The following is a 14,952-nucleotide window of genomic DNA, read 5'->3' as shown; positions in this document are numbered from 1 at the left end:
TCAGCCCGCGCTTTGGGCCAGCGAGTCATGCCGCAACAGTTGCCGCACCTGTAGCGCCACCAACACCATGAACAGCCCGCCGCCCGCGACCCACATCAACGCGCCCGCCAGTTGCTGGTCGGCCAAGGCGGAAAGCCCATAGGGCAGGGCGGTCAGCTCGTGCCAGCCATGCCACACCGTGGGGGCGAGGGTGAGGGTCACCGCGAAGGCGGTCAACTGTGCCGCGGTAAAGACCGCAGGCACCGCCGCCTGCGCCCCGGCCCCGCGAAACCCCATGAAGAGCGCAATCGCGCAGCCCGTCAGCGACAGATGCATCACCCAATAGACAAGGTCGGACTGCAGGGTCGCCGCATAGGGCGTCGGGCTGTGCCACCCCCAAAACAGAAGGGCAAAGACCAAGGCGAGGGGCCAGAGCGGCAGCCGTACCTTCGGCAGCGCCGCCGCGATCATCGGTGCGGCAATCAGCGTGAGCAGAATATGCTGCCCCACCCGGGCCGAGAATAGCGCCATCGATGCCGCGCAGAGCGGGGAGATGAACAAGAACGCCACCAGCGCAGCACCGCTCAGCGCTTGGCCCCGCCGCTCGGCCCGCGTCCAGAGCAGGGCCGCAAATGCCACCAGCCCGACCAGCAGAAAGGGGTCGAGGGTCCAGCGGGTCAAAAGCTCTCCGGGGAGGGGCGGTGTGCCGCAGAATGGGGTATAGGCGTCCTGTTGCATGAGGGGTCTCCTCTCTCTCTATCCGTGGCAGCCGGGCAGGATCAGTACCGGGGTTAGATTGGCCAGCGTGGCGATGAGCGAGATCAGCCCGGTCCACCATCCCGCGCGCAGAAGGGCGGTCTCATCCCGGTTCAGGTCCGACCGCCGACCGCTATGTGCGCCCCGCCACATCCAAAAGATTTGCACCATCGCCATGGCGAGCGTCAGCACGACGGCGGTAATCAGCAGATGGTCCTGCCCCAGCAGCGCGCGCGGCGCGCAGGCGGCTGAGATCAGCGCGTAAATCAGCGTGAAATGCAGCGCCCAGAGCAGGGCCGGTTTGGCGATGCCTTTGGTCAGACCTCTCATATCGCGCCTCCTGCCAGCAGATAGGCCGCCGCCGTGACCCCGCCCATGACGGCCACCACCTTGGCGAATGTGGCGATGAGCAGGTTGGGCAGCATCTGCCCCGGCTGAACCGCGCCCACGGCTTTGCGCAGCGCATTGATCAGCGACCAGTAGAGCACCACGGCAAGGTATCCCGCCACGAAGGCGAAGAGCGCCCAGCCCACGGCGGCATAGGCCGACCCATAGGGATCGACCTCTTGGATCGACAGGAACAACAGCGCGCCCAAGGCGGTGGCCCCCACGGCCAGTCCCAGATCGACGGCGATGACCGATTTGACCTTGGCCCCATAGGCCGCCCGGCGGCTGGCCCAACTGAACAGCAGCAGGCCCAGAGCGGCGAGGGCCGCCAGACCCGCCATGAGCGGATCAGCGGCGGGTGTCGTCTCGGCCCAATGGGGCTGGGTGTTCCACAGGTAAAGCCCGGCAAAAAGCAGTGAGGCAAAGAGCGCGGCGGAGATCAGCATCGTGCCCACCACCGCCAAATGCAGGTGGCTGCGCGGGTCGACGATATTGACCGGCAGGCGCAGTTTGCCCAAGCCGCTGTCGCGCAGCACGCCGCTGTCCGACGGCTCCCAAATCCACGCGGTGATCCCCGCCAGCGCGATGGCGAAACCGACCGCCACCAGCCAATAGGCCGAAGCCAGCGTCGCGCCAAAGCCAAGCGCCAGACCGAAGGCCGTAATCAGCGGCACCCATGTCGGATGGGGCAGGCGCACGATCTGCATCGGCGCGCCGGTCACTGGGTCATTGCCCATAGTCTCGCGCCGGTGGTCGGTGGTGGGGCGCAGCGCGCCTTCGACCTTATGGGCCGGGCGGTCCAGCAACTCGGGCTGATCCCAAAGCGGCTCACGCGAGCGGACGGTGGGAATGGCTTGAAAGTTGAACCCCGGCGGGATCGGCGGATAGAGCCATTCGAGCGTGCCCGCGCCCCAGGGGTTGCGCCGCGCGCGCAGCCCGTGACGCTGGTGCCAAAAGAAGTCGAAGACAAAAAGCACCACGCCCGCGGCGAGGATGTAAGAGCCGATCGACGACAGCATGTTGAGCCGGTCCCAGCCCAGCCCCTCGGGGTAGCTGGCGATCCGCCGCGGCATGCCGCGCATGCCGGTAAGATGCATCATGAAGAAGGTCACGTTGAAGCCGATGAACATCAGCCAAAAGACCCAGCGGCCCAGCGTGTCCGACATCATCCGCCCGGTGAAATGCGGCATCCAGTAATAAAGCGCGCCGAACATCGGGAAGACGAAGCCGCCGATGAGTACATAGTGCAGATGCGCCACCACGAAGTAGCTGTCATGGGCCTGAAGGTTGAAAGGCACCGCGGCCACCATCACACCGGTGAGGCCCCCCAGCACGAAGATGAACAGGAAGCCGAGGATGAAGAGCATCGGCACCTCCATCCGCGGCTTTCCCTGTGCCAGCGTGGCGAGGAAACAGAAGATTTGCACCCCCGTCGGGATCGCCACCATCGTCGAGGCGGCGGAGAACAGCGTCAGCGACATCACCGGCAGGCCCGTGGCGAACATGTGGTGCGCCCAGAGGCCGAAGCTGAGGAAACCCATCGTCACCACCGCCGCCACGGCAAACCCGTAGCCGAAGAGCGGTTTGCCCACGAAGGTCGGTAGCATCGTCGCCACCATGCCCGCGGCGGGCAGGAAGATGATGTAGACCTCCGGGTGACCGAAAAGCCAGAACAGGTGCTGCCAGAGCAGGGGATCGCCGCCAAGCGCGATGTCGAAGAAGGGCAGGCCCAAAAGGCGCTCGGCCTCCAGAAGGATCGAGCCGATGATCAGCGGCGGGAAGCCCACGGCGATCATGAAGGCGGTGATCAGCAGATACCACATCAGGATCGGCATCTTGGTGAGGCTCATCCCCGGCGCGCGGGTGCAGAGGATCGCGGCGATGATCTCTACCGCCGCGGTCACGCTGGCGATCTCGGCGAAGGTGATGCCGATGAGCCAGAAATCCGCCGAGAGGTCCTGCGTATAGGCGCTGGTCGAGAGCGGTACATACATGAACCAGCCCCCCGCGGGGGCGGCGTCAAAGACGAAGGAAGACAGCACGATGATGCCGCCAAACAGGTAGCAGTAATAGCCAAAGGCGCCGAGCCGCGGAAACACAAGGTCGCGCGCGCCCACCATGAGCGGGATGAGATGCACCGCGAACCCCTCAAGCATGGGGATCGCGAAGAGGAACATCATGATCGTGCCATGCATCGTGAAGACCTGATTATAGGTCTCGGAAACAAGGAAGGTATTGTCCGGTACGATAAGCTGGGTGCGCACCAGCAGGGCGAGGAAACCGGCGATCAGGAAAAAGACGAAGCCGGTGACGAGGAAGCGTTTGCCCACCACCCGGTGGCTGACCGAAGACAGATAGCGGATGCCCGGCGGGTAATCCCAAATTTGCTCGAACCCCTTGTCAGGCGCGCCCTTGGCGCTGCCGGAATAGGTCTGATCCTCGGGCAGATCCACGACATATGCTTTACGGTCCGTCATTTAAGGCTCGCCAGATAGGCCGAGAGCGCGCGCAGGTCGGGCCCCGGCAGATGGTTGTAAGAAGGCATCTTGGCCCCCGGTTTCATCGCGGTCGGGTCTGCGATCCAACCCGCGAGCGTGCCTTGGTTCATGCGGTACATCCCCGCGCCAAGACTGCCGCGCGCGCCCACGCGGCTGAGGTCAGGCCCTAGCGTTCCGGTCTCGGCTACGCCGCGGATGGTATGGCAGGCGGGGCATCCCGCCTCGACAAAGACATCGCGCCCGCGGGTCAGTTCCGTGGTGGCCGCGTCTCGTGCCTCGCCACTGCTGCGCTGCATCCAAGCGTCGAAGTCTTCGGGCTCCATCACGACCACCTCAAAGGCCATTTTGGGGTGCGACAGCCCGCAAAACTCAGCGCATTGCCCGCGGAAACGCCCTGTTTCGCTCGCCATGACCGGCAGGCTGTTCACCCGGTCCGGGATCATATCCATCTTGCCGGTGAGTTTCGGCACCCAGAAGGAATGGATCACGTCGCTGGATTTCAAGCGAAAGGTTACCGGGCGGCCTTTGGGGATGACGATCTCATTGGCGCCGCGCATGGCCCAGCCTTCGGGGTCATAGACCACGTCCCACCAGAATTGTTTGCCGGTCACTTCGATGACCAGCGCCTTGGGGTCTTCCAAGGTGATGCGTTGCAGGATGACGGTGGAAAAGCCCATCAGGATCATCACCGAGACGAGCGGCAGGGCGATGCCGCCCGCCCAGATCCACCATTTGCGCGGCGCGAGCTTACCGGCGAGGACGCCCCAGACGAAGAGCAGCAGCAGCACGAAGACCACGCCGAAAGCGACCGTCATGCCGATGGTCAGCCCGTTGATCGCCGTGGCGCCGACCCCCTCAGGCGCGAGGGCGGATTGCACGCCGTATTCGCCAAGCGTGGACTGTGCGGTCTCGCTCATTCGCGCACCTCCGATCCCAGAAGATAGGCGGCAATGTCGCGCGCTTCGTCACGTTTCAGGCCAAGGTTCGGCATGGCGGTCTCAGGGCTATGGGCGGGTGGGTTCATTAACCAACGGGTCAGATCGCCGGGGCGGTTCGGCAAAACACCCGCGACATAGGATTGTCGGGCGAAGTCATGCAGATCAGGGCCAACGGTGCCTTGGGCATCGCGCAGCCCCGGCACGCGGTGGCAAGCGCCGCAGCCATGAAGCCGGATCAGGGCAACCCCGCGCTGCGGGTCGGCATCCAGAAACCGGCGCGAGGCGGCTTCGTAATCCGGGGTCTTTTCCACCAGTCCTTGGCGAATGTTGATCCGGGCCCAGTCCGACACCTGCCGCGAGGCTTCTCGGATCGGGCCTGACACAGCGGCGGCAAGGCTGCTTTGCGGCGGCAGGGCCGACCAGACCATCGCGAGGCCGGTCAGCAGCAGAACCGATATGACGGTGAAGACGCGCATGCCTCAGCTCACTGCGTCGGCGCCGTGGAAGGCTCCAACAGCGGTGAGGTTTCAGGCGGCAGCGGCTGCGTCGGGCGGACACGGTTGTAATAGGCGCTGACGGCGTCGATGTCTTTCTGGGTCATCTTTTTGGCAATGGCGGACATGACGTTGTCCACGTCATTGTCGCGCTTGCCCTCTTTCCACATCTGCAATTGATGCGCCATGTAGCTGGCATATTGCCCGGCAAGGTAGGGCACCGAAGGCGGGTTGCCGAGGCCGCTTGGTCCGTGACAATTCACACAAGCGGGGACGCCACGTTCGGCTGAGCCGACCGCGCCAAGCTGGCCGCCCCATTGCAATGTCATGCCGTCCACATCGCCCAAGGGCGGGGTGTAGGGGGCCGAGATCGTGGCGTAATAGGCCGCGACCGCCTCCATTTCTTCTTCGGTCAGCTTCTTGGCGATGCCCGACATGACGCGGTTCTGCCGGTCGCCCGAGGCATAGTCCTTGAGCTGCTTATAGGTGTACCACCCGGCCTGACCGGCCAGCCGTGGGAAGGCGCCTGAGCCGTCGCCCGCGCCATCGCCGCCGTGGCAGGTGATGCAGGCCATGCCGCTGTCGCCCGCCTCGGACCCGCCCATGGCGACCAGCCGACCAAGTTCCAGCACATCGTCGTCGACCTCGGTGTTCACCGTCGCGTTGAAGCGCAGAACGTCGTCTTGCAAACGCTGCTCCATTGCCGAGATGCCTGGCGCGGCCTCGTAATTCTGGGCGCGGATGAAACCGGCGGAAATGCCGAGAACGGCGATCGCGCTACAGGTCGTCAGAACGGTACGGAATGTCATGGGGCGGTCCTTTCGATCTGTCTTAGGCATCCATCAAGGGGCCGGGGTTCGGCAGGTAGTCGCGTTTCATGTGTTCAAGCGTCCAATAGGCGAGGCCCATCAGCGGCCCGGTGGGGTTGTAGCCAAGGTTCTGCGGGAACAGGCAGGCACCGAAAACAAAGACGTTGTGATGGTCCCACATCTGGCCATAACGGTTGACCACGCTGGTCTCGGGGTCGGTGCCGATCACCGCGCCGCCGACGTTATGGGTGGTCTGATAGGGCACGATGTCATAGTGGCTGTCGATCGCCGCGTTGTTGCTGCCGCTGACGGAAGTCACATTGTCCATCTCGCGGGCGACCTCCATCGCGCGCTGCATCACATAGTCTGACATCTTGCGGTCATTCTCGGGGAAATCGAAGGTCATGCGCAGCAGCGGGCGGCCATAGGCATCGGTCCAGGTGGGATCGAGGTCGAGGTAATTCTCGGGCGTCGAGACCGAGGAGCCATGCACCACCAGATCGGCGTGATGATTGTAGTTCTCGCGCACCGCGCGTTTCCACTCCGCGCCCCATTTCGGTGTGCCTTCGGGCACCGGCTGATAGCCGATAGGCCGGCCGTGGTACTGCTTGCAGGCGATATAGCCGCCGCCGACGAACCCCAGATCGCTATGGTCGAAATTGTCGCCGTTGTAATCGTCGATCACCACGCCGAGCGCGCCCGCGCCCATATAGGGGTCGGTTTTCACGCTGTCGTCGAAGAAGGCATCGACCCCAGCCACGGTTTGATAGCTGTAGTTGCGCCCAACGACGCCGGTGCGGGTCTCGGGGTCATAGGGTTTGCCAAGGCCGGAGACGAGCATCAGATGCACGTTCCACAGCGCATAGGCATTCATGCAGATCGTGTCGGCGGGCTGGAAAACCTCTTCGCCGTTCTCATCAAGATAGATCGCGCCGGTCGCGGTCTTGCCGTCTTCGCTTTTCTCGATGCGCAGCACCTGCGCATTCAGACGGATCTCGAAATTCTCGTGGTCCTTGATCCGGTCATAGACGCAGATGATCGGGTCGGCCTTGGCATAGTAGCCGCAGCCGAAACGCTCGCAAAAGCCGCAATAGGTGCAGGGGTGCAGCTGCGCGCCATAGGGGTTCACATAGGCTTTGGTCACATTGGCCGAGGGCATGGGGAAGGGGTTCAACCCCATCCGCTCGGCCGCCTTGCCAAAGAGCGTGTTGGAGATGGGCTGGCGCATCGGCGGGTTGGGGTAATCCGCGCTGCGCGGCCCCTCAAAGACGTTCCCCCCGGCAAGTGCGTCGCCGTTTAGATTGCCAGCCTGCCCGGCGGCTCCGCAAATCCGTTCGAAGAAGTCGAGATGCGGTTCAAGCTCATCATAGGTGACGCCCCAGTCCTGAATGCTAAGGTCGGGGCCGATGAAATCCTTGCCGTAGCGCTCTTCGTAATGGCTGCGCATTTCAAGGTCAGAGGGCAGGGGCCGCCAAAGCTGGCCGTTCCAATGGATGCCTGCACCGCCCAAGCCAGATCCGGGCAGGAAAGACCCCAGCCGCCGCATTGGCAGCGCTTGTTGGTCGCGGTTGTGGCGGAAGGTCAGCGTCTCTTTCTTGACGTCGACCATATGTTCGTAGCGGTGGGCGTATTTAAGTTCGTCGTGTTCCTCGGGCGCGCCGAAGGATGTGGCGGTATGGCGTTGTTTGCCCCGCTCCAGCACGACGCAGCGCTGCCCGGCATGGGCCAATTCGTAGGCGGCGGTCAGGCCGGTCCAGCCGCCGCCAATGATCAAGACATCGGTTTTGGGAAGCGTTCTGGGTGCCATCAGTCAGACCCTCCGCCAATCGCGCGGGGCGGGTAGGGCGAGCCGCCACGATCATGGGCAATGCCGCGCGGCGGCGGCGTGACCGAGCGTTCGTGCTCATCCACCCGCTCAGTGTAATAGGCATGCGCCCCCGGGAACCCGACCATGCGCCAGCCAGCGTAATCGTGATTGCCCAGATAGATCGGATCGGCGAAATACCCCTGCCGCGTCAGCTTCCACAATTCGGCGATCAGAGTGCCGATAAAATCGTCCCGGTTCGATAGTTCTTCGACATGATCGGCGCGGGCAGTGGCATCCATCGTGGCAAAATCCCCCAATTGGCGCGCCTGTTCTATTCCTTGGCGGAGGAGTTGGGCCGGTGTGAATTCAAGCTGATATCCCTGTTCCGCCACGGCCCCATCGGGAAAAGGCGGCTCAAGGTAGAGCCCTTTCCCCGCGCCATAGGCCGTGGCCATCTGGTAATCGATAAAGTCGACAACACCGGCTTGCGAGGCCGAGGGAAACTCATCTTGGGGAATGAAAACATCGACCACGGCGGCCATCCACCGCGCTTCGTCATTCGTGAAAAACGCCCAAGGCCGATCATCGCGGGCGGCAAAGGCGTGTTGCACCGGCAATCCGACTGTCGCGGCACCTGTACCAAGTGCGATCTGGGCTAAAATAGCTCGCCGTGAAAAGAGCTTTGCCATAAATTGCGGCTCCGCTTGAAAAATAGGTCTGCATCACAACAACGGTAAACTTCCCGTGGGGTTCCGGAACTTCGTGAACTTTTTCACTAATTCGCGCGAACGGATCGCCCCCTCGCGCGTTGACCGGGCATGTTTGCAAGCCTTTCCACCCCGATCCTCTTCGCTCTTGGCGGTCTCGCCGGGCTTATCATTCTCGTGACTGGCTACCGTATGACGGGGCTCAGCGACCAGATCGCGGACCGGACCGGCTGGGGGGAGGCGCTGGTTGGCGCGGCCCTGCTCGGCGCGGCCACTTCCATGTCTGGCACGGTCGTCTCATTGACCTCGGCGCTGGACGGGCGGGCCTCATTGGCCTTTTCGAACGGTATCGGGGGCATCGCGGCGCAGACGGCCTTTCTGGCCTTGGCGGATATGATTTACCGGCGGGCCAACCTCGAACATGCGGCGGCTGATCTGGCCAATGTCTTTCAAGCGGGGCTGCTGCTGCTTCTGCTGACGGTGCCGCTGATGGCCTTCACCGCGCCGGAGGTGGCGTTCTGGGGCATCCATCCTGCCAGTGTCGCGCTGTTCGCGCTCTACGCCTATGGCATGCGCGCCACCGCCCGGCTGCGGGAAGAGCCGATGTGGCATCCGGTATCCACCTCGGACACCCGCGCGGATGAGCCGGAGGACAACGAAGAGGCCGAGAAACCCGTGGGCGCATTGGTTGTGCCCTTTCTGATCTTGCTGGTGCTGATGGGTCTTTCCGGCTTCGCCGTGGCGCGGATCGCGGCGGAGATCTCGGACCGGTTCGACCTGTCGGATACCGTGGTGGGGGCCACGATGACGGCGGTGCTCACCTCTCTGCCCGAGCTTGTGACCACCCTCGTCGCGGTGCGGCGCGGGGCGCTGCAATTGGCCGTGGGCGGGATCATCGGTGGCAATACTTTCGACACGCTGTTCCTGACCCTGTCGGACATCGGGTATCGGGACGGCTCGCTCTATCACGCGATCACGGCGGATGACCTGTTTTGGCTCACTGTGGCGATGATGATGACGGCGGTTCTGATCCTCGGCCTGATCTTTCGCCAGCGCAAGGGGATCGGTTGGGAGAGCATCGGCTTGTTGGTGATCTACGCAGGCGCGCTGGCGGTGCAGGTTCTCTAAATTCACGTAACAAGGGAACTATCTCATCAAGTTACCGTTATCCCCATGATGCTACCGGCCTTGCCCGCCCGAATTTTCAGCAGGAGATAGTCATGAGAAATGCGCCGCTTTTAGCAATTACGCTGATTGGCAGCCTCGCCGCCACGGCACTGCGATCCGAGCCTGAGACACCGCAATTCATTCCCCAAGACACGATGATCGCCCTGTCGAGCCTGAATGGCCACAAGCTGTTTCTGCCCGCCAAGGATGCGCCGCTGGCCGATATCGACCTCGAAGAATTAAAAGAGCCTTTGGAAGAATGGACCATGGCGGGGCAGGTGTCCGAAGTGGTGATCAGCCGTGATGGCACCCTGCGTGGGATCATCGTCGATGCGGGAGGATTTCTGGGCAAGGGGGCGACACGGGTGTTGTCGCTTGATGATCTGCGGTTCCTGCCGGATGCGGATGAAGAGAACGAATTCTTTCTGCTCTATACCGGCCAGAAAGAAGAGCTGAAAGCCGCCCCTGAATACAACGAAGACGACGTGCGCCTGCGCGCTGCCGATATGCGTGAGGGCGGTGAGAAGATCGAGATCGTTAAATTGAGCGATCTGGATTCCGAAGAATTCCTCGGGCTGGCGACCTTTGGTCAAAACGACAATTGGATCGGTGAGATTTCGCAGGTCACCTTTAGCGAAGATGGCCAGATCAAGATGGTGATCCTCGACATCGGCGGCTTCCTCGGCTTGGGCGAAACGCAGGTCGCCGTGCCGCTGGATATGATCGAATTGCGCCGTTTGGGCGGAGACGATCTGCGGGCCTATGTCTCGGCGACCGAGAAAGAATTGCAAAAAATGGAGCCTTGGGAAGAGGACGGCTGAGCCCCCGGGGGCGCGTTTCAATTTCGGAACCAAGCGCAAGGCATATTTTAGGAGAGCATGATGGAGAGCGCGAAATTTGATCTACACCTGATCGACTATGCGATTGTGGTGGCTTATTTTATCGGTGTCGTCGCCCATGGCATTTACATCTCGCGCAAACAATCCGGCGGGTCCGAAGATTACTTTCTCGCCGGGCGTTCCCTGCCTTGGTATCTGATCGGCTTCTCGCTTTTCGCCTCCAACATGTCCGGCTCCAGCTTTGTGGGGTTGATGGGCGGGGCCTATGCGAATGGCGTCGTGATCTTCAATTACGAATGGACTGCGGCGCTGGTCTTGATCCTATTCGCGATCTTCATTCTGCCGTCTTACCTGCGGGCCAAGATCTCGACCGTGCCGGGATTTCTGGAAGAGCGCTATGACGTTCGCTCGCGCCGGGCCTTTTCGCTTTTCACCATCCTCGCCATCATGTTCATCGACACGGCAGGCGCGCTTTATGCGGGTGGGTTGGTGATCTCGAATGTCACCGGCTACCTCAATCTTTGGGCTGCCGTCGCCGTGCTGGCCTTGGTCGCGGGCATCTATACCATTCTGGGCGGTCTATCGGCGGTGGTCGTGACCGATACGGTGCAGGCGATTTTGCTGATCATCGGGGCCGCCGCCCTGTTCTGGATCGGCCTTGATGAGATCGGCGGCTGGGAGGAACTGTTCACCGGCACGCCCGAAGATATGACCCATATGATCCTGCCCGCGGACGATGATTTCCTGCCGTGGACGGGGCTTTTGGGCGTTATCCTGCTGGGTTTTTACTATTGGACGATCAACCAGTTCGTCGTGCAGCGGACGCTGGGCGCGAAGGACCTGAAAGAAGGGCAGATCGGGGCCATCTTCGCCGGTTTCCTGAAACTGCCGAACATCTTTTTGATGGTGCTGCCGGGGGTGATCGCGCTCAAGCTTTACCCCGATCTTGAAACGCCTGACCTTGCTTTCCCCACACTGGCGTTTGAGCTGATGCCGATTGGCGTGCGCGGGCTGATCATGGCGGCGCTGATTGCGGCGATCATGTCCTCGCTCGACTCCGCCTTGAACTCTGCCTCAACCTTGGTGGTAAAGGACTTTGCCGAGCCGATGTTCAAGGTGAGCGAAGAGCGTCAGGTCTGGATGGGCAAACTGGTCACCGCGGGCGTCATGGTCTTTGGTGCGATCTATGCCCCGATGATTGCGGGATTTGAAAGCCTGTTCAGCTATTTCCAATCCTCGCTGTCCTATATCGTGCCGACCATCGTGGTGGTCTATATCCTTGGCCTGATGTTCAAACGGTTGAACGGCAACGGCGCGTTCTGGACGATCATGTTTGGCCTCATCATCGGCATTCCGCTTTTCGTACTGAAAGAGGTGACGAATTACTGGGCCTATATGGGGCTGCCGGAAATCCACTATACGGTGATGTCGTCGATCATGATGACCATCGGGATCATCCTGCATTTCGGTATTTCCTACGCCACCTCGCCGAAGGAAAAAGAGAATATCGAAGACCTTGTCTGGCAGGGGGAAGAGGCCAAGGAGATTTTTACCCAATGGGAGAAACCGCTGTGGCAGGATCGGACCCTCTGGGCCGGGCTGCTTGTCGTGGCCACGCTGGCGATGGTGGTTTGGTGGGCCTAAGCGATGGAGACGCTGGACCGCATAGCGACAGGTGTTTCAACGCAGCTTGAGGCCGCGCCCGATTTCGTCAGCCCCTTGCTTGCCGTGCTTCTGGCCTGTGCGGCGGGGCTGGCGGTGCATTGGATCGGATACCGTATCCTCGACCGCGTAATCTCGGAAAAGAACATCACCGGGCGGTCCTTGCTGCGCCGGGCGCGTAGGCCGCTGCGCCTTGCCGCCGTGGTCGCAGCGCTTGCTTGGGTTCTGCCCAATGTGCGTCTCTACGGCTGGCAGGATGGGGCGGCGCATCTGTTTCTGGTCTTGCTGATCATCCTCGTCGGCTGGACGCTGATCCTGCTGACCAATCATTTCGCCGAACGCGCCGTGCGGCGGCATCGGCTGGATGTCGAAGACAATCTTTCGGCCCGCAAGTTCGTGACCCAAGCGCGGGTGCTGCGCCGGACCGTGACCATCATCTTGGGGATTTTCACCGCCGCTGGCGTTTTGCTGACCTTTGAGAGCGTGCAGAAATACGGGGCGGGGCTTTTCGCCTCGGCCGGGGCGGCGGGGCTGGTCGTCGGGCTGGCGGCCCGCCCGGTGCTGACCAATCTGATTGCGGGGCTTCAGATCGCCATCACCCAGCCGATTAGGCTCGAAGATGTGGTGATCGTCGAAGACGAATGGGGCTGGGTCGAAGAGATTTTCGCGACCTATGTCGTCGTGCGTCTGTGGGATTGGCGGCGCATGGTGGTGCCGCTGTCTTATTTCATCGAAAAGCCCTTTCAGAATTGGACCCGCGAAAGCGCGTCGATCATCGGGACGGTGTTTTGGTATCTCGATTACACGGTGCCGATCGGCGAAATGCGCGCGAAGCTTGAGGAGCTGGCCAAAGCCTCCCCCCTATGGGACGGGCAGGTGGTCAACCTTCAGGTTTCCGAGACCGAGAAAGACAGTATCGCCGTGCGTGGCCTTGTCAGCGCCCGGACCTCACCACAGGCATGGGATCTGCGCTGTGAAATCCGCGAGAAGATGATCGACTGGCTGCAAAAAGAGCATCCCCAAGCCCTGCCGCGTCTGCGCGGGAATATGGAGATCCGCAGCCGTGATGAGCCGGACATGTCATCGAAAGGCGAGGCTCCGGTCACGCCCTAAAGGGGGCACAGGGCCGACCAAGGAAACGAACAATAAAGGAAAAAATAGGTGGAAAATCTCGCACGGCGTCTTGGTCTGAAAACGGACCCGGTCATCTTTTTCATTTCAGCCGGGCTCGCCGCGCTTTTCGTTCTGCTCTTGATCGCGGTGCCCGAACCCATCGGAGACATCTTTGCCGTGGGTCGGGCTTGGGTCGTGACCAATCTTGGCTGGTTCTTCATTCTTGGCGTGAATGTCTGGCTGGGTTTTCTGATCTGGGCCGCCGCGTCGCGCCACGGCCATATCCGATTGGGGCCGAAAGGCTCTGAGCCGGAGTATTCGAACCTGTCGTGGTTCACCATGCTTTTCGCCGGGGGCATCGGCACCGTTCTCATGTTCTGGGGCGTGGCAGAGCCGATCAGCCATTTTCAAAAACCGCCCCTGCCGGGGGTGGAGCCCTATTCGGAACAGGCGGCGAAAGACGCGATTTCAATCGCGATCTATCACCTTGGGCTGCACACTTGGGCGATTTTCACGCTGCCCGGTCTGGCCTTCGCCTATTTCATCAACCGCTATGATCTGCCGGTGCGCGTCAGCTCGGTTTTCTATCCCCTGCTGCGTGAGGGTATTCACGGGCCGGTGGGCAAAGCCATTGATATCGTGGCTATCTTGGGCACGATCTTCGGTGTGGCGGTGTCCCTCGGTCTCGGCTCTTCACAGATCGCGGCGGGGCTGTCCGAGCTTTTTGGCTGGGATGCTTCGACCTTTCTGAAGATCATGATCCTCGCCGTGCTGACCATGGTCGCTGTCGGCTCGATCGTGGCGGGGCTCGACAGCGGGGTGAAGCTTTTGTCGAATATCAACATCGGCATGGCAGTTCTGCTGATGATCTTCGTGCTGGTGACCGGATCGACCCTGTTTCTTTTGCGCGGCATTGTCGAAACCGCGGGGCTTTATCTGCAAAACCTGCCGCGGCTGGCCTTTTGGAACGATATGCTGGCCAATCGGAACCCGTCGAACGGGGATTGGGGCTGGCAGGGGGATTGGACCGTCTTTTACTGGGCGTGGACCGTGACCTGGTCGCCCTTCATCGGGCTGTTCGTGGCGCGGATTTCGCGCGGCAGGACCATTCGCGAATTCGTCTTCGGCGTTCTGCTTGCGCCGACGGCCTTCACGCTGATCTGGTTCTCGATCTTCGGCTGGCAGGCCATCGGCTTTGACGGCATCGGCACGGCGGCGCGGGAAGCGATGGGCGAGCAGGCGGGCGAGATCAGCCGGGCGGTGGCAGAGAGCATCCCCCTCGCGCTTTTCGTCTTTCTTGAGCATTTCCCTTTCACGCTCTTCGTCCAAGGCGTGGCGATCATCATCGTGGCGATCTTCTTTGCCACCTCGTCGGACTCCGCTTCACTGGTTGTCGATATGCTCTGCACCGGCCATGCCAAACCCGGCCCCGTGCGCCAGCGGGTTTTCTGGGGCCTAGCCGAAGGGTTGGTGGCGGCGATGCTGATCTTGCTGACGGGCGACACTGGGCTCACCGCTTTGCAGCAGGTGATCACCGTGGTGGGGCTGCCGATCTTCGTGCTGGTCTGCATGATGATACCGTCCTTGGTGCGTGGCTTTAAGCTTGAGGATATCGACAATGTTTCGGTCAACGGGCGGCCAAAACTAAGGGATTTCTGAGGCGGTTTGTAGCCCCGACTGACCGCCGGTTTGCAGCGGTCGCAGGAGGGGGCGGTGGGGGAGGTCTTTCACCCGCCACCCCTTAACATCTTGATCTTCCCGTAAAACATCACTAGCCGTAACGTAACTTCGCGACA

Annotated in this window: 13 protein-coding genes; 5 read left to right on the top strand and 8 right to left on the bottom strand. The window is 61.7% G+C overall.

Translation table 11 applies throughout. The features are described 5' to 3' along the window. From J7392_RS10980 to J7392_RS10945, 8 genes are read right to left on the bottom strand one after another with little or no spacing between them, the layout of a single operon-like run. A complete protein-coding gene (locus J7392_RS10980) occupies positions 1–717 on the bottom strand; it encodes a cytochrome c oxidase assembly protein (RefSeq protein ID WP_209217576.1) in 717 nt (238 codons plus the stop codon). An 18-nt stretch (positions 718–735) separates the two neighbouring features. Continuing rightward, entirely contained in the window at positions 736–1,065 is a 330-nt protein-coding gene (locus J7392_RS10975) for a hypothetical protein (RefSeq protein ID WP_067267230.1), read from the bottom strand. Further along, on the bottom strand, positions 1,062–3,599 hold the full coding sequence (gene ctaD / locus J7392_RS10970; protein WP_209217575.1) for a cytochrome c oxidase subunit I: 2,538 nt from the start codon (positions 3,597–3,599) through the stop codon (positions 1,062–1,064). Before ctaD ends, J7392_RS10975 begins: the two co-directional genes overlap by 4 nt. After that, positions 3,596–4,537, bottom strand: coding sequence for a cytochrome c oxidase subunit II (gene coxB, locus J7392_RS10965; RefSeq protein WP_209217574.1), 942 nt, complete (start codon positions 4,535–4,537; stop codon positions 3,596–3,598). Before coxB ends, ctaD begins: the two co-directional genes overlap by 4 nt. Then, complete coding sequence (locus tag J7392_RS10960; RefSeq protein ID WP_209217573.1) at positions 4,534–5,034, bottom strand: c-type cytochrome; 501 nt, start codon at positions 5,032–5,034, stop codon at positions 4,534–4,536. The genes coxB and J7392_RS10960 overlap by 4 nt, the downstream gene beginning before the upstream one ends. Positions 5,035–5,042: 8 nt before the next feature. Next, a complete protein-coding gene (locus J7392_RS10955; RefSeq protein WP_209217572.1) occupies positions 5,043–5,861 on the bottom strand; it encodes a c-type cytochrome in 819 nt (272 codons plus the stop codon). Between the two features lie 22 nt (positions 5,862–5,883). Further along, complete coding sequence (locus J7392_RS10950) at positions 5,884–7,668, bottom strand: GMC family oxidoreductase (RefSeq protein WP_209217571.1); 1,785 nt, start codon at positions 7,666–7,668, stop codon at positions 5,884–5,886. Beyond that, complete coding sequence (locus tag J7392_RS10945; protein WP_067262702.1) at positions 7,668–8,357, bottom strand: gluconate 2-dehydrogenase subunit 3 family protein; 690 nt, start codon at positions 8,355–8,357, stop codon at positions 7,668–7,670. Before J7392_RS10945 ends, J7392_RS10950 begins: the two co-directional genes overlap by 1 nt. A 129-nt stretch (positions 8,358–8,486) precedes the next feature. On the opposite strand from J7392_RS10945, the gene J7392_RS10940 reads away from it, so the two are divergent. The 5 genes from J7392_RS10940 to J7392_RS10920 all read left to right on the top strand — a co-directional run bounded on the left by J7392_RS10940 (position 8,487) and on the right by J7392_RS10920 (position 14,815). Beyond that, positions 8,487–9,503 (top strand): sodium:calcium antiporter, encoded by a 1,017-nt coding sequence (locus J7392_RS10940; RefSeq protein WP_209217570.1) that lies wholly within the window; start codon positions 8,487–8,489, stop codon positions 9,501–9,503. 92 nt (positions 9,504–9,595) lie between these two features. Next, entirely contained in the window at positions 9,596–10,363 is a 768-nt protein-coding gene (locus J7392_RS10935; RefSeq protein WP_209217569.1) for a PRC-barrel domain-containing protein, read from the top strand. 60 nt (positions 10,364–10,423) lie between these two features. Further along, positions 10,424–12,025 carry a sodium:solute symporter gene (locus J7392_RS10930; protein WP_209217568.1) on the top strand — a complete coding sequence of 534 codons (1,602 nt, stop codon included), beginning with the start codon at positions 10,424–10,426 and terminating at the stop codon, positions 12,023–12,025. Positions 12,026–12,028: 3 nt separating this feature from the next. Next, on the top strand, positions 12,029–13,156 hold the full coding sequence (locus tag J7392_RS10925; protein WP_209217567.1) for a mechanosensitive ion channel family protein: 1,128 nt from the start codon (positions 12,029–12,031) through the stop codon (positions 13,154–13,156). Between the two features lie 48 nt (positions 13,157–13,204). Further along, positions 13,205–14,815, top strand: a complete 1,611-nt coding sequence (locus J7392_RS10920) for a BCCT family transporter (protein WP_209217566.1) — start codon at positions 13,205–13,207, stop codon at positions 14,813–14,815. Positions 14,816–14,952: the final 137 nt, after the last annotated feature.

Source organism: Sulfitobacter sp. R18_1 (assembly GCF_017743915.1).
In the GTDB taxonomy this organism is placed as follows: Bacteria; Pseudomonadota; Alphaproteobacteria; order Rhodobacterales; family Rhodobacteraceae; genus Sulfitobacter; species Sulfitobacter faviae.
The sequence above is the reverse complement of the archived record's forward strand: the minus strand, read 5'-3'. Positions and strand labels throughout refer to the sequence as shown.